The sequence below is a fragment of the Parafilimonas terrae genome, from assembly GCF_900115755.1.
GTDB classification, from domain to species: domain Bacteria; phylum Bacteroidota; class Bacteroidia; order Chitinophagales; family Chitinophagaceae; genus Parafilimonas; species Parafilimonas terrae.
Genome location: NZ_FOXQ01000001.1, coordinates 156203 through 178647, shown reverse-complemented (window position 1 = coordinate 178647; position 22445 = coordinate 156203). Strand labels below are relative to the sequence as shown.

Genomic DNA, 22445 nt, shown 5'->3' with positions numbered 1-22445 from the left:
ATCCTGCGCGTCAAGCAGGAATGGTTAATGATTTTGATTATTGGTTGGTTGAGGCGCTACATATCCTTTCTCCGCCATGCGTTTTCCCATTGCTTCATATTCTTTTTCATCGGTTGGCGTAAAGCTGGCAAGGCCATCAACATACCTGTTAAACATGCTGAATGCCGCAGCGATTAAAACCGTATCATGAATCTCTTTATCAGTAGCGCCTTCTTTTCTTGCAGCCTCAATATCTTCAGGCTTTACTTCTTTGCCAAGAATTTGCACTTTGCCTGCAATATTTAATAACGATTTCATTTTGCTGCTGATGTTTGCCTGCTGCAAGTCTTTTAATACATCATCCACAATATTTTTATCATTCCCATATAATGCGCGTGATGCGGCGGCATGGCTCATCATGCAAAACATGGTATCATTTCTTTTGGAAACATAAGCTGCTATCAGCTCTCTTTCAGCCTCAGTTAATGTTGAATTGCCTCTTAATAACATCTGTGCCAGCTCATATAATGGCTTGCCGGTTTCCGGGCGAAACATTACCAGGCTTCTTATTCCGGGAACGCCCTCCGGTACGTTTATGTATGCCATGATTAATTTACGATTTACGATTTACGATTTTTGATGTACAATTTTTGATTTATAAAAGCAACTGCCGGTATTTGCTTATCGGGCAGTATTCTGTTTTATTTCTCTTTTGAGAAAATTGTTGTTATCAATCCAATGATGAAAATGAATGAAAAAATAAAAATGGCATTGCCATACCCGCCAAGAAATGATACGAGTGCGCCGATGAAGAAAACAACAGTTGCTGTAAATAACCTGCCTATGTTGAAACAGAATCCTGTTGCAGATGCCCTTACTTTCGTTGGAAATAGTGCAGGTATATAAACCGATAGTGCGCCCTGGCTTATTCCAAAGAAGAAAGCCATTATGCCCATTTCAACCAATGTTATAGTGGTTATGGAAGAATTAAGTTTAAATACAACAGCCGTCATTATAAAACCTGCAGCAAAACACAGCATCATTGTTTTCCGCATACCGATCCTGTTTACTATCCAGCCAGAAACAATGCTTCCGATTAAACCGGATAACGCCAGTATCATCATCGTTATGCCACGCAGTTCATCTGCTTTGTTGTTATCAGGCGTGATGCTTTGCACCCATGTTGGCGCCCATGAAAAAATGGCCCATAATCCAATCAGCATTGCACCAAAAATGATGGAACCGCTTATAAGATTTTTTCTGTAATCGCGTGAAAAAATTTGTTTGCCTGCCTTATTATCCTGTGCATGATTTGCCTGCTTCCAGCTTTCAGGTTCTGCCAGAATAAACATGGCTATAACGGCTGTGATTAACGGGATAATACCTGAAAGAAATGCATTGCGCCACTCAGGTATCAGGTTATTTAATGCACCTGCCACAATAAAACCAACAGGCATGGCAGCGGATACTATTCCCAGTGCAATAGCACGTTTTTTTTCAGGCCATATTTCGGCTATCAGAATATTGGTGGTTACTATTACACCGCCAACGCCAAAGCCGGTTATAAAGCGATAAACGCCAACGATAAGCCATGAAGATGAGAAAGCGGTGAGCGCCGTAAATAATGCATATAATGCCGTTGAAAATACTACCGCTTTTGACCGGCCTATTTTATCACAAACAAAACCCCAGGCAAAGCCGCCAAACATACTGCCGAATATGAAGATCGAATTTATATAAGCACTTATATAATTCATTCTTTCATCTGGTATGCTGCCTAATAAATCTTTTACAGCAACAGGCAGGTAAACCGACATGAGCATGGATGAAATGCCACTAAACATAATGCTGATATAACAAACTATAAATGCTATTGCCAGGCTTCGTTTCGTAGCGGCGGAAGGCTGGTATAGAGTTTCAGTAATTATAATACGCTCTTCAATATTTACTTCAACCTGCTTCATGGAGCGACCGTTTTATTTTTTTTCAAATGATCGTAGCCTTGCGGCAAACGGTTATAGCCATGATTTTTTAAACGCTCCGCTAATCCTTTATAGAATTCACTCCCGGCCGGTGTTACGGTAGCAAGGCCATCAACATACCTGTTGTATAAACAGAATAATGCTGCAATTAAAACCGTGTCGTGAATTTCTATGTCGGTAGCACCTTCTGCTTTGGCTTTGTTAATCGCTTCCTGTGTTACAGCTTTACCGTTTTCGCGAACCATCGATGCAATTGTTAACAACGCTTTCATTTTATTGCTTACAGGCGCAGTAATAATATTCTCTTTTACTTTTTGCGATGTTTCATTTTCGCCCAATAAAATATCCGCAGCAGCCGTATGTGCCGCTGTGCAGAATTTACATTGGTTCCCGTTTGATACAACCGTTGCAATCAGTTCGCGTTCGCATTCGGTTAAAGTACTTTCGCCGCGAAGTAAAATTTGAGTGAGCTCACGTATTGGGGCGGCAGCAATTTTATCATATTCAAGCAGGCCCGTAATGCCGGGTAAATGCTCTTCCAATGGAATATATGGCATGGATAATTATTTAAGCTGATGATGCACAATAAGCGCATGCTGGTGAATAACAGAACAATGAATTGTTTGGGTGATTTTTGTTACCAGCTTATGAACAAATGGCATCACGGTTGCGTCGCATTACCGTGATCTGCATATCATTGTGCAGCTACGGGCTCCTGTTCAAAACCGTTTCATAAACAGTATAGTCCCAAACAATTTAAAAGCTTAAATAAACAAGTCGGGAGGTTGTATGGTTTTAAGTATAAAACCTTTTTGCGTATTGAGATTATTAAATGACCGGGTTTTATTTAGCGAAGTATTATATGCATTGAAGATAACTTCAGTAGGTACAATATTATATTCTTGTATAAAGCTGAACTGTTTTAAAGAAGGCTGATCAGTTTTTGTATCTATTGAATTATCACTGTGTTGCTGGGCATATAAATGCTTAGTGTTACTAATGTCTGTTTTTTGTTTGTTGGCAATGCAATACAGGTACAAAGTATCATTGCGCACCATCCGCTTTACATAGTTGTATTGAGTGCCGTTTAATTCAATTTGCCCGTCGCAACGCTGGTAGCTGCCGCTGCTTTGAATGTATGGTGCATACAATGCAAACTTTAATAATACCAGGTCGCTTTCATCATAATTATCGTTATCCAATAATGCAATCATGCGCTGGTCGGCAGCGCTCTCCATTACTGAAAAAAACAGCGTGTATCCAAAGGCATAAAAAAAATGAATAGCAATCAGTAATATGGTAATAATCTTTTTCAAGCAAACTTAGTCGATGGCAAAATAGAAATAATATTTGGTATTAAGCAATATTTCTGGTTGCGCCTTTTACTTTTCTCAAAGGCAGGATGAATACCCCATTTGATAATGACAAACCCCTTTATAAATAATTTATCAGTAACCGGCAATGGTAAAACAGCTTGCTGCGTATTTTAAAATGTGAAGTGTAAATGCTATAATTGTTTTAATGATGATACTAAATAAGTTTGCTGCTGAATAATCTGAAATGAAAATTTGATCCGGCAATGAAGTATTTGTTCCTGGCATACGATCGGCTGGTATTTATTATTCAACTTTATAATAATTTGAAATGAAATATTTAATCACTTTTTGCTTATCCCTGTTTGCAACCGGCATGTTATGCGCTCAACCCAAAACAAAAAAAGCGGTATATATAATTATTGACGGTATTCCGGCAGATGTGATTGAAAAGCTAAACCCGGTACACATGAATGAAATAGCAAAAGCAGGAGGTTATGCACATGCTATGGTTGGTGGCGAAAAAAATGGTTATTCTCAAACGCCTACCATTTCTGCGGTAGGCTATAATAGTATATTAACCGGAACATGGGTGAATAAACATAATGTTTGGGACAACGATATAAAAGATCCTAATTATAATTATAAGAGCATTTTCAGAATATTAAAAGAAGATTATCCTGAAAAAAAGACAGGTATATTTTCTTCATGGACCGATAACCGGACCCGGCTTGTTGGCGATGGATTGGCTGCAACCGGCAATATACATTTCGATTATAAGTTTGATGGTTTGGAACTGGATACGGTTAACTATCCGCAGGATGCCGAAAGAGAGTTCATGCATAAAATAGATGCAAAGGTTGCTGCAACAGCCGCTTCAACAATTAAAACCAATGCGCCCGATCTTTCGTGGGTTTACCTGGAATATACAGATGATATGGGCCATAAATATGGCGACAGCCCGCAATTTTATAAGGCCATTAATTATGCAGATGATTATGTTGGACAGATATGGCAAGCCATTCAATACAGGGAAAAGAATTTTAATGAAGACTGGCTTATAATAATAACAACCGATCATGGCCGCACGGCTGAAACAGGTAAAGATCATGGCGGACAATCAGACAGGGAACGGGCAGGCTGGATATTTACGAATGCAAAAAACCTGAACGGATATTTTAAAAATAACCAGGCTTCAATCGTGGATATTTTTCCAACCATTGCCCGCTTTATGAACCTGCAGATTCCATTGGAAACAGCAAGGGAACTTGATGGTGTGCCGCTTATCGGAGAATTATCATTAACCAATGCTGCTGCGCAATATAAAGATGATACAATAACAGTTGAATGGAAAGCATCTGTAAAAGAAGGGTCAGTAAAAATATGGGCATCATCAACCAACAACTATAAGGAAGGCGGCGAAGATAAATTTGAGCTGCTAAAAACTGTTCCGCTTGCAGATGAGAAAGCAATATTGAATGTAAAAAATATGCCTTCTTCTTTTTATAAATTATTTCTGCAAGGCCCCGGTAATAATCTTTCCTGTTGGATAGTTCTGAATAACAAAACTGCTGGCAAAACAAATTAAATTGAACTTATAAATATCGCAAAGCATTCAATTGCCTGTATTTCCTTTTTAAGTATGGCAGCATGCAGCAATACAAAACATGCGCAGTGTTAAATACAGTTTCTGGCAACTTACTGCGTCATCATCCTTTCACATAATGAAGCGCCATACACCCGGATTTGAAATTTATAGTTTCAACCAGCTTTAGGTTAAGCTTTTCATGAAGGCTCCCTGCAGGCAGCAGAGGCCTGCCACTACCCACGATGCCCGGATGAATAACCAGGTTAAATTCATCGATAAGGCCGGCGGAAATCATCTCCGGCAACAGGCTGACACTGTCCAGCAAAATAGTTTTTCCTGCTTGCTGCTTCAATTTCAGGAGCTCTCCAGCGGGGTCGTTGCGGACGATCCGTGCATTTCCCTCAACGCTTTCCAATGACCGGGAAACCACAACGCTGTCAATAGCGCTAATCCGTTCGGCAAAGAGATTTTCTGCAGCGCTGCCCGACTGATCCCGGGCCACATCGCGCCAGTAAGGAAACATAAGCTGGTGCATGTTGCGACCAAAAAAAAGCAGGTCAACATCATTCATCATACTCGTAAAATAATTTAAAACCGCTTCATCGGGATTAAAACTTGTGTGATCGCAATAACCATCAAGGCTTATATTTATACCAAATCTTACCGTTCTCACCGTATAATGATTTTAAGTTGAGTAATGTAAAAACTGTCTTTGTTCAAATCTTTTTCTGTATCTGCCAGTAATGTCCAAAAGGGTCTCTAAACATTCCCTGCCTGTATCCGTAATCATAGTCTTGTGCAGGTTTAATTTCAGTTGCTCCGGCCTGCATTGCTTTTTCCATTACTTTATCCACATCGGGAACAAATAATCCGATAACAGAAGTTACCCCTTTGGCACTTATTGGCTCCAGTGCATTAAACCAGGTCATTGTTTCATGCAAATGGAAAATGGCCCCGGCAATTTCCAGTTCCACAACGTGAATACTTCCGTCATCGTTACAAAAACGGAAATGTTCTATTGCTCCGAATTTGATGTAGAAATCAACATTGAACGTTCCTTTAGGAATGTGTAGTTCCGGTGCAAAATGTGTTGCAGCATCTTTTGCTTCCATCTTTATGTCATTTGAGTTTCAGAGAAGGTTTTTTCAGGCGGTTCTTAAAATCTTTTCCATCTTCCGGCCTTTCGCCAATTCGTCTATCAGCTTATCCAAATATCTTGCCTTTTGTGTCAGTGGATTTTCAATTTCTTCTATCCGGTAACCACATATCATACCTGTAATAAGATGGGCATTGGGGTTTAATTCTGCACGTTCAAAGAAAGTTTCAAAGGTTACTTTCTCTTCAATAAGTGCCTGCAGTTTTTTCTCATCAAAGCCGGTCAGCCATTCAATCACCTGATGCAGTTCTTCTTTTGTCCTGCCTTTGGTTTCTACTTTTTTTACATAGTGCGGATAGACCGATGCAAAAATCATTTTGGCTATCCGGTTGTTATGTTCCTCAGTAGCTTTCATACTATTGTTTTATTATTTGTTTTGCCAATCCGATTAGTAACCTCTCTGTTCCATGAATGATTTTGTCAGTTGAATATGCTTGTCACATTTATCCTGTATTTCGGTTATTTTGTAATGTTCCGGCAATGGAACAGAAGAAAGAGCGGTGCTGAGCGATGTACAAAATTCAAATGAAGCTATGGAAATGCAATTGGATTTTACCTCATTCAAATTTTTGCTTTTGCAGCATGTTTTTACTTCATCCTCAATAATGAAAAATCTCTTGGCACCTTTGTAGAACCTTGCGTTTCACCGTTCTTACCTGCTTCATTTTCGAAATCCGAATTCAATGGCTATATAGGCATTGTAAAAGAATTTCTTTGCTTCGGCATCAACCATAATAGGCATGTCTTTGGTATAAAATTCTGCGCTTACGCCAATTTCGAGTGCAGATAATAATTCATTATACCGGCCGTAATCAAAGCGCAGGCCTGCGTGGGCCACAAGGCCCGGCATAAATTTCATTTCGCCAAAACCTTTGGTTAAACCAGCACCGGAGATAGGATAGTTAAGAAATACAGTATCGGAAGGCCCCTGGTATTTTACGTCCTGTGTTTCACCGGTATTAGGATTGTACACCGTTACGTAATAGGGCTTTAATAATCCTGCAGAAAAGCCGCCGCCATAAATAGCAGAAACAGCCACGCCATTCTTGGTGCCTTTGCCGCCAATAAGCCTTTGCTGACCAATGCCAATATTTACATTGTAAAAAACATTGCGCTTGCCATAAATAAAGGAATTACCAACAGGGTAACCTGTGTATGGATCGGAAGGAGTTATTCGTTCTTCTTTATGGCTTTTGCGTTCACCTATTTCAACAAACCAGGTATTGGTTGTATTGATGGTTTTGTATTTGCCGTGTTCATATATGGCAGTCCATCCATCCGTATTCAGTTTAAAGCCAAAAAGAGATTGCTTATTATAAATTAATGCACCTTCTTCTTCGCGTTTAATAAGGTCTGCTATATGCTGCCTGCGTTCCTGTCTTTTAATATCTTTTTCACTTTCTGCTTTTTTTTCTTGTTGCTGCGCAAAAATTTGTCCTGTAACAATAAAGCAGAGTGAAAGCAAAATTATCTTGCGGTACATGTGTAAATTGATAATCGTAAATTTATAATAAATATTGTGTAATGACATCTGAAATAATTTATAAAGGCTCGTTAAGAACAGAAGCAAAACACCTGCAAAGTAATACTATAATTGAAACGGATGCGCCAACAGATAACCAGGGTAAAGGCGAAAGGTTTTCACCTACCGATTTGCTTGCTACTTCATTGGGCAGCTGCATGCTTACCATCATGGGGATTAAAGCAAGGGATATGAATATTTCGCTTGAAGGAACTGAAGTAAGCATTCAAAAAAATATGAAGTCTGAGCCAAGGCGTGTTGGCGGTATTGATGTACGTTTTAATTTTCCTGCATCGCTTACATTAGATGATAAAGAAAAGGCAATTCTTGAACGTGCGGCGCTTACCTGCCCTGTTGCTAAAAGTATTCATCCCGATATTGAAATGAATGTGGATTTTGGATGGAAAAATTAAGCTTCCAAAGTTTTTTGCACAGGAAAATAAATATCCCTGTTAGCTCAGTGTGTTCTCTGTGCGATATATTTAAATCGCTCCTAAAAATATCTGATGTATTAAAACCGGTGGTCACTGTTTTTTAAAACTGATCCGGTGTTTGTTTTCACTGAGACAAAATCTAATAAGTTGGGTTCAATTAATTATCCTATTGTTTTAATAATACCCAATAAAAAAGGCTCACTTTCCTGTGAACCTTTTTCTTTAGTGGGAGTTGACGGGATCGAACCGCCGACCCTCTGCTTGTAAGGCAGATGCTCTAAACCAGCTGAGCTAAACTCCCTTTATTCCCCTAAAGGGCTGCAAAGATAGGCGCTGTTTTTTTCCACCCAAATTTTTTAATAAAAAAATCCCGTCGGGGAACCGATGGGATTTGTTATGAGCAAGCAACCGATTGACTTTTAAAACGTCAAAAGCAAACGCAAAATATAAAGATTTTATAATCCGAACAAATGTTAGTTTGACTTTTTTTTATTTTTCTTTAACCCGCTTTCTTTTATAAAAATTTGCAGGCATAGCTTTGAACAAATTTTTTTAAATGCTAAACATCTTTAAAAGTATTAATGCATTTGTATTTGATGTTGACGGAGTTTTAACCGACGGCACTTTATTAGTTTTGGAAAACGGGCTTATGGCAAGAAAAATGCATGTGAAAGATGGTTACGCGCTGCAACTTGCTGTGAAGAAAAATTATAAGATATTCATTATTTCAGGCGGAAAATCGCCGCAGGTAAATAACAGGCTTTCAAACCTTGGCATATCAGATGTGTATATGAATGTAGAAAATAAACTGGAAAAATTAAAAGAGCTCGAAGCCGCTTTCAACCTTAAAAAAGAAGAAATCCTATACATGGGCGATGATATTCCTGATATAGATGTAATGCAATATTGCGGCCTCGCCTGCTGCCCCGCCGATGCAGTAGCCGAGGTGAAAACCATTTCAAAATATGTTTCTTCTTTTAAAGGCGGCGAAGGCTGTGTGCGCGATGTGATTGAAAAAGTAATGAAACTGCAGGGCAAATGGCGGCCCGACACTAACATACAGTCCGCTTAAATACTTTTAATTTATTTTGCAGCCAAAGCATTCATCCTGAAAAAAGTAATTGCATTTTTTCGCCTGGTAAGATGGCCTAATTTAATATTTATAGCCATTACACAATTGCTATTTATGTATTGTGTAATGCAGCCATTACTGGCTGCTGCCGGCCGCAGGCCAAGCCTTAACCCGCTGCACTTTTTTTTATTAATACTGTCGTCTGTTTTAATAGCAGCCGCCGGTTATATTATCAATGATTATTTCGATTTGAATATTGACCGCATCAATAAACCCGAAAGGCTCATTATTCAAAAAATAATCAAGCGGCGTTCAGCCATTGCCTGGCACCTGGTTTTAAGTTTTATTGGTGTTGCTATCGGTTTTTACCTCGATTTCAGTACACATGTAACCCTGCTCGGCCTTTCTAACCTAATATGTGTTTTACTGTTATTCGTTTACTCAATCTCGCTTAAAAAGAAACTGCTTTCCGGTAATATTATTATATCTGTTTTAACCGCATGGACAGTGCTTGTGGTAACCTGGTGCGAAGCCCGTTTTTTCCTTTTTAATCCCGGTGATGCAAATATTCATAAAATAATACGCGTTACTTTTTTATATACAGGTTTTGCCTTTATCATATCGCTTATCCGCGAAGCTGTTAAAGACATGGAAGATGTGGAAGGCGACATGCGCTATGGATGTAAAACCATGCCCATAGTCTGGGGCTTTAATGCCGCTAAAATTTATCTCGCTGTATGGTTCATTGTGCTGGTGCTGGCATTAATTGTGGTAATGATTTACATGCTGCAATTGCGCTGGTGGTTTGCCATTGCTTACTCTTTCGTACTTATTATACTGCCGTTGATAAACATATTTCAGAAATTATTTAAAGCATCAACGCCGCAGGATTTTCATAAGCTCAGCACCATGGTAAAACTGGTAATGTTTACCGGCATTCTTTCTATGATATTCTTTAAAATTTATGCCTGATAATAAACCGAAAATTATTCTCGCTTCCCAATCACCGCGCAGAAAGCAATTGCTTGAATGGGCCGAAGTAAAGTTTGAGGCAGTAACAAGCGATGCAGATGAAAGCTTCTCAACGAATATGCCGGTTGAAGAAATTCCCGTTTTTATTGCACGTAATAAAGCCAAAGCTGTTCAGCAAAAACTAAACAGTGATGCTATAATACTGGCAGCCGATACCATTGTTGTTTTAGACAATAAAGTAATTAACAAACCTGCCAGCCGTGATGAAGCTATTGAAATGCTGCGTTTGCTTTCAGGTAATGAACATCGGGTAATTACAGGCGTTGTATTATTAAGAGACAATAAAGAAGTAAGCTTTGCAGATGTTACGCATGTTGTTTTTCATAAGCTTACAGATGAACAGATAATTTTTTATGTTGATAAATACAAGCCTTATGATAAAGCCGGCGCGTATGCCATACAGGAATGGATCGGCGTTACCGGTATAAAATCCATTAATGGAGATTTTTATAATGTAATGGGCCTGCCTGTAAGCCGTGTATTGCAGCAATTAAAACATTTTACGGCAACATTATAATTACAAAGTTTATTTGCTTTTTGCATAATGATTTTTGTAACTTGTTCAGCCAATTGTAAACCCCATGAACGAAAGGCTGCTGCAATTCATCTGGCAATTCAGGTACTTTAATCAATCCAACCTTCAAACTGCAGATGGAAAATCATTGCAAATAATACACCCGGGCAATTTAAACAGGAATGCCGGCCCTGATTTTTCTGAAGCCAAAATAAAGATTGATAATACACTCTGGGTTGGAAACGCAGAGCTGCATGTTTGTGCATCGCACTGGCATCTTCATAATCATTCATCAGATAAGAATTACAGCAATATTATTTTGCACGTAGTATGGTTAAACGATGAAATAATTCTTGATGCCCGCAATCAACCTTTTGCTACATTGGAACTTCAATCACTTGTTCCAAAAATCACACTTCAGCGTTTTGAATATTTGATGCACAGTGCCGATGAAATTGCATGTGCATTTTCTTTACCCGTTTTAAGTGAAATGGCCTGGCTGGGATGGAAAGAAAGATTAATGACGGAACGGTTGCAACAGAAATCAAATACAATAACACATTGGCTCAGCGATAACAATAATAACTGGGAAGAAGTTTTTTGGATAAGTCTTTGCCGCAGTTTTGGAATGAAAGTGAATGCAGATGTGTTTGAGCAAATTGCAAAATCGTTACCTGTAAACTTACTGGCAAAACATAAAAATCAAATTCACCAGCTGGAAGCATTACTGCTTGGCCAGGCCGGTCTGCTGAATGGTGATTTTGAAGATGCCTATCCGGCTTTATTGCAGAAAGAATATAATTTTCTTGCAAAGAAATACAAGCTGCAGCCTGTAAATAAGACGCCTGCATTTTTAAGAATGCGGCCCTCTAATTTTCCAACATTGAGGTTGGCGCAACTGGCAATGCTCATTCATCAATCAAGCCATTTATTTTCCAAAATAAAATCAGCCAAAAAGCTTAGTGATATTTTTCAGTGGTTTGATGTTACGGCAAACGATTTCTGGCATTACCATTTTACTTTAAAAGATGAAGCTGTTTATATTAAAAAAGCGGTTGGCAAAGCTCTTATTCATCATATTGTCATCAACACTATTATACCCGTAATGTTTGCTTATGCTATCAACAAAAATGATAATGCCTGGAAAGAAAAATCACTCAACTGGCTAATGGAATTAGAGCCTGAGCAAAATACAATTACAAGGCAATGGAAAAGTTACGGTATCACTAATCAAAATGCTTTGCACAGCCAGGCGCTGCTTCATTTAAAGCATTTTTATTGCACAAAAAAGAAATGTCTCGATTGCGCTGTTGGCGTTAAATTGTTGCGCGGGGAAAACTAATGGTATTTACCTTCCGCATAAGCATTAAAATCCTGATGCGATTAAAGCAATATTGGACTTACAAATAAATTGCAGCGCAGGCTAATGATGAAGAAAAAATCCTGTACTGCTTCAGGCGATAGAAGTGAATGAGCTTGCGGGAAAATAAAAACGGGACAAAGGTAGATTTCTACACTTTGTCCCGTTCAGTCGGGATGACTGAACGTTTTTTTAATTTCTCAAAACTCTCAAAATCAATTTTTCTGAATCTTTGAAGAACTATCTCTCATTGTTTTACTCAAAATAATACTGAGTAAAGTTTGGTAAAGTTAAAAAATCTAATTTTTCAGCATAAATTTTATGCCCCATAAAACATTTTTTATTATTATATCATTTTTGAAAATCGCAGCGACAACAAAACCCAAACTAAGATCGATAAACAATATATTCAATCTCGCAATTCTTTACACCTATTAAAACTTTATCAAGTCTTATTCAGAATATAAAAAACAAAAGTGCAGATAATTTTATAGATAAACGTTTCCTAACAAATGCAATCCCTGGTTGTAAAACTTGCCGACGATAACTGAATAAACTTCAGCCTTCTTATACCAGATGTCTCCGCTTTTTATAGTAGTATATTCCTGTGTTTTTTCTTAGCCTCCTCCCATGTGAACAAAAATGGATTTCTCATAAAACAACTCATTTAAAGAATTCCATTTTTGTCTGTCAGTATTAAATAAAGATTGATTGCCTTTAGCACCTTCTTCAGATAATATCGGGTATTGCTGCTCGTCATTTTTTTCAAAAATAAGTTCATACCCATCTACGATAATATAGAATTATACACATAGCCCAAATGTTGCCAGCCTTTCTTTAAACTGTCTCTCTTCTTCATTTATAGTGACGAGCAACTCAAAATAATGTTCCATTCTATTAATTTCTGCGCCGCAATTAATCGTTCTGTCTATACATAATTTATAGGCTTGCTTGTTTTAGCCGCAGTGAATTGATAATTACCGAAACGGAGCTGAAACTCATAGCCAGTGCCGCTATCATGGGCGAAAGCAACAAACCAAAAAACGGATATAAAACACCTGCGGCAATTGGAATGCCAAGCACGTTATAACCGAGGGCAAAGAGAAGGTTTTGTTTTATGTTACCCATTACTTTATCACTTAATGAACGCGCCTTGGCAATACCTATAATATCTCCTTCAACCAATGTAATTTCAGCGCTTTCTATAGCTACATCTGTCCCTGTGCCCATGGCAATACCAATGTCAGCCTGCGAAAGTGCCGGGGCATCGTTAATGCCATCACCAGCCATAGCTACCTTTCGGCCCTCATCCTGCAGCTTTTTTACTTCCTGCAATTTGTTTTCTGGCAATAGTTGGGCTTTAAAACCATCGAGGTCAATGGCCTCACTTACTGCTTTGGCGGTATCTTCATTATCACCGGTAAACATAATTACTTTTAAACCTTCATCATGCAATCGCTGCACCGCTTCTGTAGCGGTAGACTTTATTTTATCGGAAATCATCACAAAGCCTACGGCTTCTTTTCCTAACGAGATATAAGAAACGGTTTTGCCCTGTTGCTGTGCAGCGCCTGCTTCCTGCTCCAGTTCAGGTGCAATGGTTGCGCCTACCTGTTCCATCAGCTTTTTATTGCCGAGGGCTGCCTGCTGGTTATTTACAGTACCGGTAACGCCTTTGCCCGTAACAGCTTCAAAGCCGAAAACCTGTTGCACCGGTATATTTTTTTCTTTGCCATAGTTTAAGATAGCTTGTGCCAGCGGGTGCTCACTGTTGCTGTTAAGTGCAACGATTATTGTTAAAAGGTCATTTTCTGAAAGGCCATTTTTAATACTGTTTATTTTTTCCACGGAGGGTTTGCCTTCGGTAACAGTGCCGGTTTTATCAATCACCACTACATCAATCGTATTCATTTTTTCCAGCGCTTCAGCATTCTTAATAAGCACGCCTGATTTGGCGCCTTTGCCTACACCAACCATTACCGACATGGGTGTTGCAAGGCCCAACGCACAGGGACAGGCAATAATAAGCACAGCGACCGCATTTACAAATCCATATACATACGAAGGCTGCGGGCCCCATACGGCCCAAACAATGAAGGTGGCTACCGCAATCAACACCACTATTGGTACAAAATAACCGGAAATTTTATCCGCCATTTTCTGAATGGGCGCTTTTGAGCGGCTGGCATTGTTCACCATATCTATGATCTGCGCCAGTACGGTATCGGCGCCCACTTTTTCGGCAAGCATTACAAATGTTTTATTGCCATTAATGGTGCCTGCTTTTACCTTATCGCCGGCCTTTTTTTCAACGGGAACAGGTTCTCCTGAGATCATCGATTCGTCTATCACCGTTTCTCCTTCCTTGATACTGCCATCCACCGGTATTTTTTCACCGGGTTTTACCCGCAGCAGGTCGCCGGCATGAATGCTGTCAATATCCACGTTTTCTTCTTTTCCATCTTTAATAATTGTAGCTTTATTAGGCGCCAGTTTCAATAATTCCCTGATGGCGCTGTTGGTTTTGCCATGCGCCCTCGCTTCAAGCAACTGTCCTAATAATACCAGTGTAAGTATAACGGCAGCCGCTTCGAAATATACATATACCGTTCCGTGATGGGTTTTAAATTCATCCGGGAAAATACCGGGCATCAATAAAGCAATTATACTAAACACCCACGATACACCAGCGCCAATTCCAATAAGCGTGAACATATTCAATTTCCAGGTAACGATGGAACGCCATGCCCTTTCAAAAAACATCCAGGTCGCATAAAATACTACGGGCAGTGAAAGCACGAATTGCACCCAGTTCCAGTATTTCAAAGGCATAAGCCTGAACAAAGGGTTATTTGGGATCATTTCGCTCATGGAAATAAGAAAGATCGGCAGTGTGAACAATACAGCTATCTTAAACTTTTTTAAAAGGGTCTGGTAAGTTTTATCCTCTTCTTCCACATTGCCATCCATAGGTATCAGTTCCATACCGCAGATAGGGCAGGCGCCCGGCTCATCCCTTATGATTTCAGGATGCATCGGGCAGGTATATTTTGTTTTTTGATGAAGCGATGGCTGCTGTACCAGGTTCATGCCACAAACAGGGCAGTTGCCGGGCTTATCATAAGTTTTATCGCCTTCACAATGCATGGGGCAATAATAGACACCGGAAGCATGTTGTGCTGTATTATCTGTTTTGTGCTTGTGTTCATGCGGCACAGACATTGCTTGATGGCCGTTTTCTGACTGCACGGTGTGATGATCATGCACCATACTTCCAGGCATGTCCATTTCAATAGTATAATTGCCCGCCTTTGATACTGCCTGCTGTAATTGACCCGTGGGAATATGTTTTTCCATTGAAATAATGGCCTGTGGCGGATCCAGCGTTACCTTGGCTGAAACACCGTCAATTTTGTTTAATTCACATTCAACTTTTTCCCGGCAGCCATTGCAGTGCATGCCGGTTATTTTATAAATATGTTGCATCATGATTTTTAAATTTAATAAGTAAATGTCACACCAGCTCCCCAACCCATATCGCTGTCGTAATGGGTGCTTGCAGAAAGATATTTGGTAAGAATATAACTGCCGCCAACGCTGTATTCCCTGTCTGAATTCACCATAAACGATGCCCGCAACCGTGGCGCAAGCGGAATATCTTCCCTGGATAGCTGCATCCTTACATTGCCCGTATAATCTATGCTTGCATCGGCCACAATAAGAAAGGGCAAGGTGTATTGAATACCGGCATGAAAAACTTTCCTGTTGTCTTTGGTATTCTTCTGCCCGAAAATATTTTTTTCACCGGCGGCGCCGTTCCGGTAGCGCCAGTCAATGCCAATATAGGGAAACAGCCATTGCATTTTACCGATGTATCTTCCAAAATGCGTTTCCACTTCGTAGCCGCGGTTATCATTATAACCCAGCCGCCATTCGCCCTGGAAACCCCAGCGTGTATTGGAATACAGCAGCGAGCCGTCATTGCCGTTGCTGGCAAAATCGTTCTGTGCAGTAAAATGAAACATGCGGTCGTCCATTTTCAGCATCCTGTACATCATTGCAGGATCGTGTATTTCAGGATTAGGCGGGCTGTTTTCATAACTAAATATACGGCCCATACCGCTCATCATATGGTAAAGGATATGGCAATGAAAAAACCAGTCGCCGCTTTCCGAAGCGCGGAATTCCAGAGTGTCGGTTTCCATCGGTAAAATATCCACTACGTTTTTCAGGGGTGAATATTCGCCATACTGGTTCACCAGCCTGAAATCGTGCCCATGCAAATGCATCGGGTGCCGCATCATGGAATTATTGTATAAAACAATGCGCACGTTTTCGCCTTGCTTAATCAATATTTTATCGCTTTCCGAAATGGTTTTGTTATCCAGCGTCCACACATAACGGTTCATGTTACCGGTAAGTTCAAACTTTAGCTCCTTCCATGGCCCTGCGGGAAGCGTGGTTTTTTCAGGCGCTTTCAGCATATCATAATTCAAGGTAACCATACCGCCAGCATCATGCATATCCATGCCGGCCATTGAATGTGCCATCTGCTCCTTTTTTTCCACTGCGGGTTTTTTTTCAAGCGCCATTCCGCATTTAGGGCATTTGCCGGGCTTGTTGCTGGTAACTTCCGGGTGCATAGGGCACTCATACTTTGCTGGTGCATCCATGTTTTTTTCCTGCCGGTGCATTTCATTCATTTCACTGTTATTTTCTTTCTTCACCAGCTCCATTCCGCATTTGGGGCATTTGCCGGGCTTATCGCTTGTAACTTCCGGGTGCATGGGACATGCGTATCCTGTTTGGGTGTTTGCATGTTCATGCATGCTGCCCGGTTTTACTTCAGGATACATCACCTTGTTCATATCCATCTGTTGCAAAGCCATACCTGCCATCGGTTCCATATTCCCGTTCATCTTCATCATCTTATTCATCATGCCCATGCCTTCAAAATATTTAAGGCGCGGAAGTTTAGCGGCCGGCATTTTCATACCGCGGCCCAGCCACACCGAAGCATATCCAACCCTGTCTTCCGAAGTTGCCAGGAGCTGGTATTGCATATTTTCAGGAACCGTAACTATCACATCGTACGTTTCTGATGGGCCTATAATAAACCTGTCCACATCAACCGGCATTACATCGTTGCCGTCATTTGCCACTACGGTAATTCTTCCGCCACTGTAACTCAGCCAGAAGTATGAAGATGCGCCGCCGTTAACTATCCTCAACCGTACTTTATCGCCGGCTTTAAATGCAGGAAATGATTGTGCTGTATCGCCGTTGGCAAAAAAACGTTCATAATACACGTCGCTTACGTCCATGGCATTCATACGCTTCCATTCATTGCCCAGTTTAACGCCCAGCTTTCCTGCGCCAATAGCTTCTGAATAGCTTTGTACGGAATGTTTTTTTATGGAAAACCAGTCATTGGCCGTATGCAGCCTGCGGTCTATTTGTGCTGGTTTCATATCGCTCCAATCGCTCAATACCAAAGGAATGGTTGGGATGCCGGGTTCGGTTCTTTTATTAAAAACCAATGCGCCGTATAAACCTATTTGTTCCTGTAATGAAAAATGGCTGTGGTACCAGTACGTTCCCGATTGTACCACGGGAAATTTATATACATATACGCTATGCGGCGGAATGGGATGTTGTGTAAGATAAGGCACGCCATCCATGCGGTTGGCCAATTGCACGCCATGCCAGTGCACTCCGGTAGGCTCATCAGAATTATTGTGTACAAAAATTAGCGCCGTATCACCTATTGTAAAAACAAGTGTTGGCGCAGGAATGCTGCCGTTAACAGCAATGCCTTTTCTTTTTTTGCCGGTATAATTCACTGTACTGTCTGTTATGTAAAGATCATACCTTACTGTTTTAGCGCCAGGCGTTCCCGCAGGGAAATGGATGCCGGAATTGGACGCTTCCATTTGTTTTGTTATGATGTCTTTTTCGTGGTTGGCAATTTGCTGCGGCAGCGGGGCATTTAAAAGTGTAGGTTTTGCCACCGGCGCCGCAAAGTTGTTGAATGACGTATAATTATTGTTATCGCCACGATTAAACTGCTGGGAAAAACTGTATAATCCCATCAATAATAATCCTGTTAAACAGGCTATATATTTCATGTGTTATATGCTTTAATTACGCGATACAAACAAACGGGAGTGCCATATTTTACATCGCATAATTTAAAATGACTGAAAGTTTACTGCATACCACTATTCGTTAATCTGGTATCCGTTCTCGAATGATCAAAAATTTTTAATGCAGTAAACCCGTTAAAAAAATGAAAGCTTTAATATAGAAGATCAGCCTATTTTAGGCGGCCGCCAGATGGAGCAGAAACCCGGAGTTATAGCAGCTTCAGGGAAATGATTATGTTCGTTTTTGCTTATAAACAAATCACAGTTCAATTCCTGTTTCGCAGAAATTACCACAGCAGCACTTGCCGAAATAAGATAACAGGCACAGCGGCCGCAATTATTCCCACAGTCATTTTTTTCATCTTTTTTTGAGGATGAATGATGCCTGCAGCATGGCATGTTTTGTTCACCACATATTTTAGCCATTTTATGATGAACGGAAGGTTTGGCTGTTGCACTGGCGGCCAGCGAAGCAACGGGTAAAAAACCTGCTGCATAAATGATAAGGAGTAATATGCAAAGAAATTTTTTCAAACATTACAAAGGTAAGATATTGAAAATTGAAGCCGGCCAAATTAAGATTGGTTCACCAGTAAAGCTTCGATACACTTTATTGTTTGCGAAAAATGGATATTCTTTACTTTTTATAAGCCAGCAACCTTAGTGCATTAAATACCACGATCAATGTTGAACCTTCATGCCCTATTACTGCAGGTCCGATATGTGCTATGCCCAAAATAGTAAGCGGAATAAGTATTACAACCATGCCAAGGCTGATAACAAGGTTTTGTTTTATAATGCTTTTTGCTTTTTTACTTAAACCAATTGCAAACGGAAGATTGCTTAGCTGGTCTGCCATCAGTGCTATATCTGCAGTTTCCAATGCTACATCGCTTCCGGCTACACCCATTGCAATACCGACGGTACTTTTTGCCATTGCGGGCGCATCGTTCACACCATCGCCAACCATGGCAACTTTCTTCTCACTGCTTTTTAATTTTTCTATAGCCTCAACTTTTTGTTCGGGCATTAAATTGCCCCATGCATCTGTAATGCCAATTTCTTTTGCAATAGTTTCTGCAACTTTTTGATTATCGCCGGTAAGCATTATCATCTTACGGATGCCTTCTTTATTCAATTGTGCCAATGTTTCCTTTGCATCTTTCCTTGCAACATCCATCAGTGTAACAATGCCAATGAATTTTTCATTTTGCTGAACAACCATTGTTGTGTTGCCTTTGCTCTCCAGATCTTCAACTTGTTTTTTTATATCATCCGGCAGTTGATTATTTTTTTCTGAAAACAATTCTTTGTTGCCAATATGAATAGTTGAATTATTATACTCAGCCTTAACGCCTCTGCCTTGCAATGCATTTAAGTTTGAGGCTGCCGGTACATCTTTTTTCAATTTTTCGGCACCGCCTTTTACGATAGCTGCTGCTAAAGGATGGTCGCTTAATTTTTCAACAGCAATAATTATTTCCAGAAGTTCTTCTTCTTTAATCCCATTGAGCGGATATGCGCTTGCGAGTTTTGGTTTCCCTTCTGTTAATGTTCCTGTTTTATCGAACGCAATTGCAGTAAGCGAGCCCAATTCTTCTAATGGTTTACCGCCTTTTATTAATACGCCGCCCCTTGCAGCCCTTGCCACACCGCTTAATACAGCGCTTGGCGTTGATATGGCCAGGGCGCAGGGGCTTGCTGCAACGAGCACTGCCATTGCCCTGTAAAAACTCGCACTGAATGGCTCATCAATTACAATAAAAGCAAATAAAAAGATCACCACTAATATCAACACCGAAGGCACATAATATTTCTCCAGCTTATCCGTAAAATTTTGTGTGGGTGATTTTTGCGTTTGTGCTTCGTTCACCATTTTCACCAACCTTGAAATAGTACTGTCTGCCGCAGCCCTTGTAACTTTTATTTCCAGGTTTTCGCTGCCGTTTATTGAGCCGGCAAACACTTTATATTTTGCATCTAACTTACCGGCTTTTGAAATATCCATACTCAAATCTTCAACAGGCATTTTATCAACCGGCACACTTTCACCGGTAATAGGCGCCTGGTTAACGCTGCTGGTTCCTTTTACAACAAATCCGTCTGCTGCTATTTTTGAATTTGGTTTTACAACAATTATATCACCCTGTTTTAATGCTTCAATCTTTACTTCCTTTATATCATTACCGTTTTTAAGCAAGGCGGTTTTAGGTGCTAATTCTGTTAGGGCGGCAATTGATTTTTTTGCTTTTTCCATAGCATAATGTTCGAGCGAATGGCCAAGGCTGAATAAGAAAAGCAGCAGAGCGCCTTCTGCCCACTGGCCTAATGCTGCTGCGCCAATGGCCGCAACGAGCATTAAAAAATCTATTTCAAATTCCCCTTTGCTAATGCCTTCAACAGCTTCTTTTGTTGTATAAAATCCACCAAAAAAATAAGCAGCTATGTAGCAACTTATCGAAATATATTTCGATAAGCTTTCAATGAATGATAAACCAAAACCAAGTGCTAAAAAAGTGCCGCATATAATCGCAAAAATTAATTCTGTTTTTTCACCAAACATGCTACCATGTGAGTGTTCATGTGCCTGTGTTTCATGTTCGTGTTCATCATGTGTATGCCCATTTTTTGAAACCGATTCATGTTTATGTGCATGAAAGTCTTCAACATTATTTATGTGTAAGCCAATTCTTTTAACCTGTTCAATCACCTTTTCCTGTGATGTATTTTCTTTATTAAATTCTAATTCTATAAAACCTGTACCAGATACAGAAACATTTTGAACACCTTTTTGTTTTCGTAATTGTGCTTCTATAATTCTTGCATGTCGCGGATGCCTAACACCTGATGTTTCAATCAATAAATGACCATAATGTTCTGTAATTTCTGCACCCGCCTGTTTAGCTAACTGTTCAACTTTATTTATTGAGATAATGGAAGGGTCGTAGTGAAAACAGAGCTGCACTTTTTTATTTCCGTCTTCCGGAAGTACATGCACTTTTTCTATGCCGCGTTTATATTCAAGTGATTTAATAATTCGCACTACACATTCATCTCTTTCGCCCGGTACTTCCGGCAATAGTATATCTAAATTGATTCTTGTCTTTTTCATAATTTATATTTTATTCCTGTTCCTCACTGCCTGCCTGTGTTTTAGATAAAATATAAAATGCGCCCTTCGTTACAATCTTTGCATTAGCGGCAAGAGAATCTAATAAAGTTATTTGCGTATAACCTAATTCTGTTACACCGGTTACTACTTCTGTTTGTTTAAAATGTGTTTCTGCAGAATCACTCTTTGCTTCATCTACTGCATAGATGTAATCTTTATTGGCTGAACGAACAATCGCATCAACAGGTGCGGCAGGTGTTAACTGGCTGCCCACATCAATCAAAGCCGTTACATACATGCCTTGTATAAGATTATATTTTGATGCGTTTTCAATAATTGCATGCACAATAATACCTTTGCTTTCATCCTCAAAAGATTTATTAATACCATAAATCCTGCCTTCAATTTCTGCATTGTTTTGATTGGTGAGCATAAAATTTACTTTTTGGCCAACATGCACTTTAAACAAATCTTTTTCATACACAATCAGGTCGCAATGAATTTGTGAGTTGTCAACAATTTCCATCAGTGGTTTTGATGTTTCTGCATACGTGCCTGTATTTACAGCTATGTGCCCAATCGTTCCGCTGATGGGTGCAGTAATTGTTATCTGCGATACAATGTTTCCGTTTGCTACTGATGTTGGATTAATACCTAATTGCTGCAATTGTTTTGCAAGTGTTGCAATCTTTGATTTTTCTGCATTGTAAGTTGATTGTGCCTGCTGTAAATTTTTTCCAACACCAGCATTGGCATCATTCAAATCTTTTTGTCGTTGCAATTCATCCTGTGTATAACTAAAATGATTAATGGTAGTTAAATAATCTTGCTGCAGTTGTATTAACTCAGGATTTTCTATTACAACTAATGCTGCACCTTTTTTTATATGCTGACCTTCGAGCACAAATATTTTTTTAATGATGCCGCCCATTAAAACATTTACATCTGCCATGTTTTGCGGTGGTACTGCTAATTGTCCGCTTGCTTTTACAACGGCATTCAAATTTTTTTGTTCGATGTTGCTAATGGTAATACCAACTGCATTCATTTGCTGTTGTGTTAATGCAAGACCTTCATGTTCTTCTGGTTCTTCTTTACTAATTGTTGTTGAATCTTCTTTTTTTATTTCGGTTGACGTACTGCTTTTGCATGCACTCAATATAAAAATGGATGCAAGCATTAAAGCAATAAGAAACGATGTATGTTGTATTGATTTCATGCTGAAAAATTTATAA

Annotated in this window: 19 protein-coding genes and 1 tRNA gene; 6 read left to right on the top strand and 14 right to left on the bottom strand. The window is 39.7% G+C overall.

Annotated features, from left to right (window positions below; genetic code table 11):
* Nucleotides 1-24: 24 nt before the first annotated feature.
* The 4 genes from BM015_RS00715 to BM015_RS00700 all read right to left on the bottom strand — a co-directional run bounded on the left by BM015_RS00715 (nt 25) and on the right by BM015_RS00700 (nt 3277).
* Nucleotides 25-585, bottom strand: coding sequence for a carboxymuconolactone decarboxylase family protein (locus BM015_RS00715; protein ID WP_090653503.1), 561 nt, complete (start codon nt 583-585; stop codon nt 25-27).
* A 95-nt stretch (nt 586-680) separates the two neighbouring features.
* Nucleotides 681-1943, bottom strand: coding sequence for an MFS transporter (locus BM015_RS00710; RefSeq protein WP_090653501.1), 1263 nt, complete (start codon nt 1941-1943; stop codon nt 681-683).
* Nucleotides 1940-2518, bottom strand: coding sequence for a carboxymuconolactone decarboxylase family protein (locus BM015_RS00705; protein ID WP_090653499.1), 579 nt, complete (start codon nt 2516-2518; stop codon nt 1940-1942). Before BM015_RS00705 ends, BM015_RS00710 begins: the two co-directional genes overlap by 4 nt.
* 207 nt (nt 2519-2725) lie before the next feature.
* Complete coding sequence (locus BM015_RS00700) at nt 2726-3277, bottom strand: hypothetical protein (RefSeq protein WP_090653496.1); 552 nt, start codon at nt 3275-3277, stop codon at nt 2726-2728.
* Nucleotides 3278-3605: 328 nt separating this feature from the next.
* On the opposite strand from BM015_RS00700, the gene BM015_RS00695 reads away from it, so the two are divergent.
* Nucleotides 3606-4862 (top strand): alkaline phosphatase family protein, encoded by a 1257-nt coding sequence (locus BM015_RS00695; RefSeq protein ID WP_090653494.1) that lies wholly within the window; start codon nt 3606-3608, stop codon nt 4860-4862.
* Between the two features lie 121 nt (nt 4863-4983).
* Here the strand turns inward: BM015_RS00695 and BM015_RS00690 are convergent, their stop codons facing one another.
* From BM015_RS00690 to BM015_RS00675, 4 genes are all read right to left on the bottom strand, one after another.
* Entirely contained in the window at nt 4984-5535 is a 552-nt protein-coding gene (locus BM015_RS00690) for a dihydrofolate reductase family protein (RefSeq protein ID WP_090653493.1), read from the bottom strand.
* 43 nt (nt 5536-5578) lie between these two features.
* Nucleotides 5579-5974 carry a VOC family protein gene (locus tag BM015_RS00685; RefSeq protein ID WP_090653492.1) on the bottom strand — a complete coding sequence of 132 codons (396 nt, stop codon included), beginning with the start codon at nt 5972-5974 and terminating at the stop codon, nt 5579-5581.
* Nucleotides 5975-6007: 33 nt separating this feature from the next.
* Nucleotides 6008-6373, bottom strand: a complete 366-nt coding sequence (locus BM015_RS00680; RefSeq protein ID WP_090653490.1) for a DUF2200 domain-containing protein — start codon at nt 6371-6373, stop codon at nt 6008-6010.
* 306 nt (nt 6374-6679) lie between these two features.
* The gene (locus BM015_RS00675; RefSeq protein ID WP_090653488.1) at nt 6680-7549 is read right to left on the bottom strand and encodes a hypothetical protein; all 870 of its coding nucleotides are present in this window, start codon (nt 7547-7549) and stop codon (nt 6680-6682) included.
* Between BM015_RS00675 and BM015_RS00670 the strand changes: the two genes are divergently transcribed.
* Nucleotides 7543-7953, top strand: coding sequence for an OsmC family protein (locus BM015_RS00670; protein WP_090653486.1), 411 nt, complete (start codon nt 7543-7545; stop codon nt 7951-7953). The genes BM015_RS00675 and BM015_RS00670 overlap by 7 nt on opposite strands.
* A gap of 247 nt (nt 7954-8200) precedes the next feature.
* On the opposite strand, the gene BM015_RS00665 is transcribed toward BM015_RS00670, so the two are convergent.
* Nucleotides 8201-8275: transfer RNA gene (locus BM015_RS00665), tRNA-Val, on the bottom strand.
* A 255-nt stretch (nt 8276-8530) separates the two neighbouring features.
* Between BM015_RS00665 and BM015_RS00660 the strand changes: the two genes are divergently transcribed.
* From BM015_RS00660 to BM015_RS00645, 4 genes are all read left to right on the top strand, one after another.
* Nucleotides 8531-9046, top strand: a complete 516-nt coding sequence (locus BM015_RS00660; protein WP_090653485.1) for a KdsC family phosphatase — start codon at nt 8531-8533, stop codon at nt 9044-9046.
* A complete protein-coding gene (locus tag BM015_RS00655; protein ID WP_317040517.1) occupies nt 9047-10018 on the top strand; it encodes a geranylgeranylglycerol-phosphate geranylgeranyltransferase in 972 nt (323 codons plus the stop codon).
* On the top strand, nt 10011-10595 hold the full coding sequence (locus tag BM015_RS00650; RefSeq protein WP_090653483.1) for a Maf family nucleotide pyrophosphatase: 585 nt from the start codon (nt 10011-10013) through the stop codon (nt 10593-10595). The genes BM015_RS00655 and BM015_RS00650 overlap by 8 nt, the downstream gene beginning before the upstream one ends.
* Nucleotides 10596-10659: 64 nt before the next feature.
* Entirely contained in the window at nt 10660-11934 is a 1275-nt protein-coding gene (locus BM015_RS00645) for a DUF2851 family protein (protein WP_090653482.1), read from the top strand.
* A 957-nt stretch (nt 11935-12891) separates the two neighbouring features.
* Here the strand turns inward: BM015_RS00645 and BM015_RS00640 are convergent.
* The 5 genes from BM015_RS00640 to BM015_RS00620 form a co-directional block, all read right to left on the bottom strand.
* Nucleotides 12892-15441: a heavy metal translocating P-type ATPase gene (locus BM015_RS00640; RefSeq protein ID WP_245751157.1), complete on the bottom strand. Its 2550-nt coding sequence runs from the start codon at nt 15439-15441 to the stop codon at nt 12892-12894.
* Between the two features lie 11 nt (nt 15442-15452).
* Nucleotides 15453-18080: a multicopper oxidase domain-containing protein gene (locus tag BM015_RS21775; protein ID WP_245751156.1), complete on the bottom strand. Its 2628-nt coding sequence runs from the start codon at nt 18078-18080 to the stop codon at nt 15453-15455.
* A gap of 183 nt (nt 18081-18263) precedes the next feature.
* The gene (locus BM015_RS21455; protein ID WP_090653481.1) at nt 18264-18632 is read right to left on the bottom strand and encodes a hypothetical protein; all 369 of its coding nucleotides are present in this window, start codon (nt 18630-18632) and stop codon (nt 18264-18266) included.
* Nucleotides 18633-18735: 103 nt separating this feature from the next.
* Complete coding sequence (locus BM015_RS00625; RefSeq protein ID WP_090653480.1) at nt 18736-21210, bottom strand: heavy metal translocating P-type ATPase; 2475 nt, start codon at nt 21208-21210, stop codon at nt 18736-18738.
* Nucleotides 21211-21220: 10 nt separating this feature from the next.
* A complete protein-coding gene (locus BM015_RS00620) occupies nt 21221-22429 on the bottom strand; it encodes an efflux RND transporter periplasmic adaptor subunit (RefSeq protein WP_177191769.1) in 1209 nt (402 codons plus the stop codon).
* Between the last annotated feature and the right edge of the window lie 16 nt (nt 22430-22445).

Coding starts and splice junctions, on each gene's coding strand:
- BM015_RS00715 (WP_090653503.1), bottom strand. CDS start 585: ATGGCATACATAAACGTACCGGAGGGCGTTCCCGGAATAAGAAGCCTG.
- BM015_RS00710 (WP_090653501.1), bottom strand. CDS start 1,943: ATGAAGCAGGTTGAAGTAAATATTGAAGAGCGTATTATAATTACTGAA.
- BM015_RS00705 (WP_090653499.1), bottom strand. CDS start 2,518: ATGCCATATATTCCATTGGAAGAGCATTTACCCGGCATTACGGGCCTG.
- BM015_RS00695 (WP_090653494.1), top strand. CDS start 3,606: ATGAAATATTTAATCACTTTTTGCTTATCCCTGTTTGCAACCGGCATG.
- BM015_RS00685 (WP_090653492.1), bottom strand. CDS start 5,974: ATGGAAGCAAAAGATGCTGCAACACATTTTGCACCGGAACTACACATT.
- BM015_RS00680 (WP_090653490.1), bottom strand. CDS start 6,373: ATGAAAGCTACTGAGGAACATAACAACCGGATAGCCAAAATGATTTTT.
- BM015_RS00670 (WP_090653486.1), top strand. CDS start 7,543: ATGACATCTGAAATAATTTATAAAGGCTCGTTAAGAACAGAAGCAAAA.
- BM015_RS00675 (WP_090653488.1), bottom strand. CDS start 7,549: ATGTCATTACACAATATTTATTATAAATTTACGATTATCAATTTACAC.
- BM015_RS00660 (WP_090653485.1), top strand. CDS start 8,531: ATGCTAAACATCTTTAAAAGTATTAATGCATTTGTATTTGATGTTGAC.
- BM015_RS00650 (WP_090653483.1), top strand. CDS start 10,011: ATGCCTGATAATAAACCGAAAATTATTCTCGCTTCCCAATCACCGCGC.
- BM015_RS00645 (WP_090653482.1), top strand. CDS start 10,660: ATGAACGAAAGGCTGCTGCAATTCATCTGGCAATTCAGGTACTTTAAT.
- BM015_RS00640 (WP_245751157.1), bottom strand. CDS start 15,441: ATGATGCAACATATTTATAAAATAACCGGCATGCACTGCAATGGCTGC.
- BM015_RS21775 (WP_245751156.1), bottom strand. CDS start 18,080: ATGAAATATATAGCCTGTTTAACAGGATTATTATTGATGGGATTATAC.
- BM015_RS00625 (WP_090653480.1), bottom strand. CDS start 21,210: ATGAAAAAGACAAGAATCAATTTAGATATACTATTGCCGGAAGTACCG.
- BM015_RS00620 (WP_177191769.1), bottom strand. CDS start 22,429: ATGAAATCAATACAACATACATCGTTTCTTATTGCTTTAATGCTTGCA.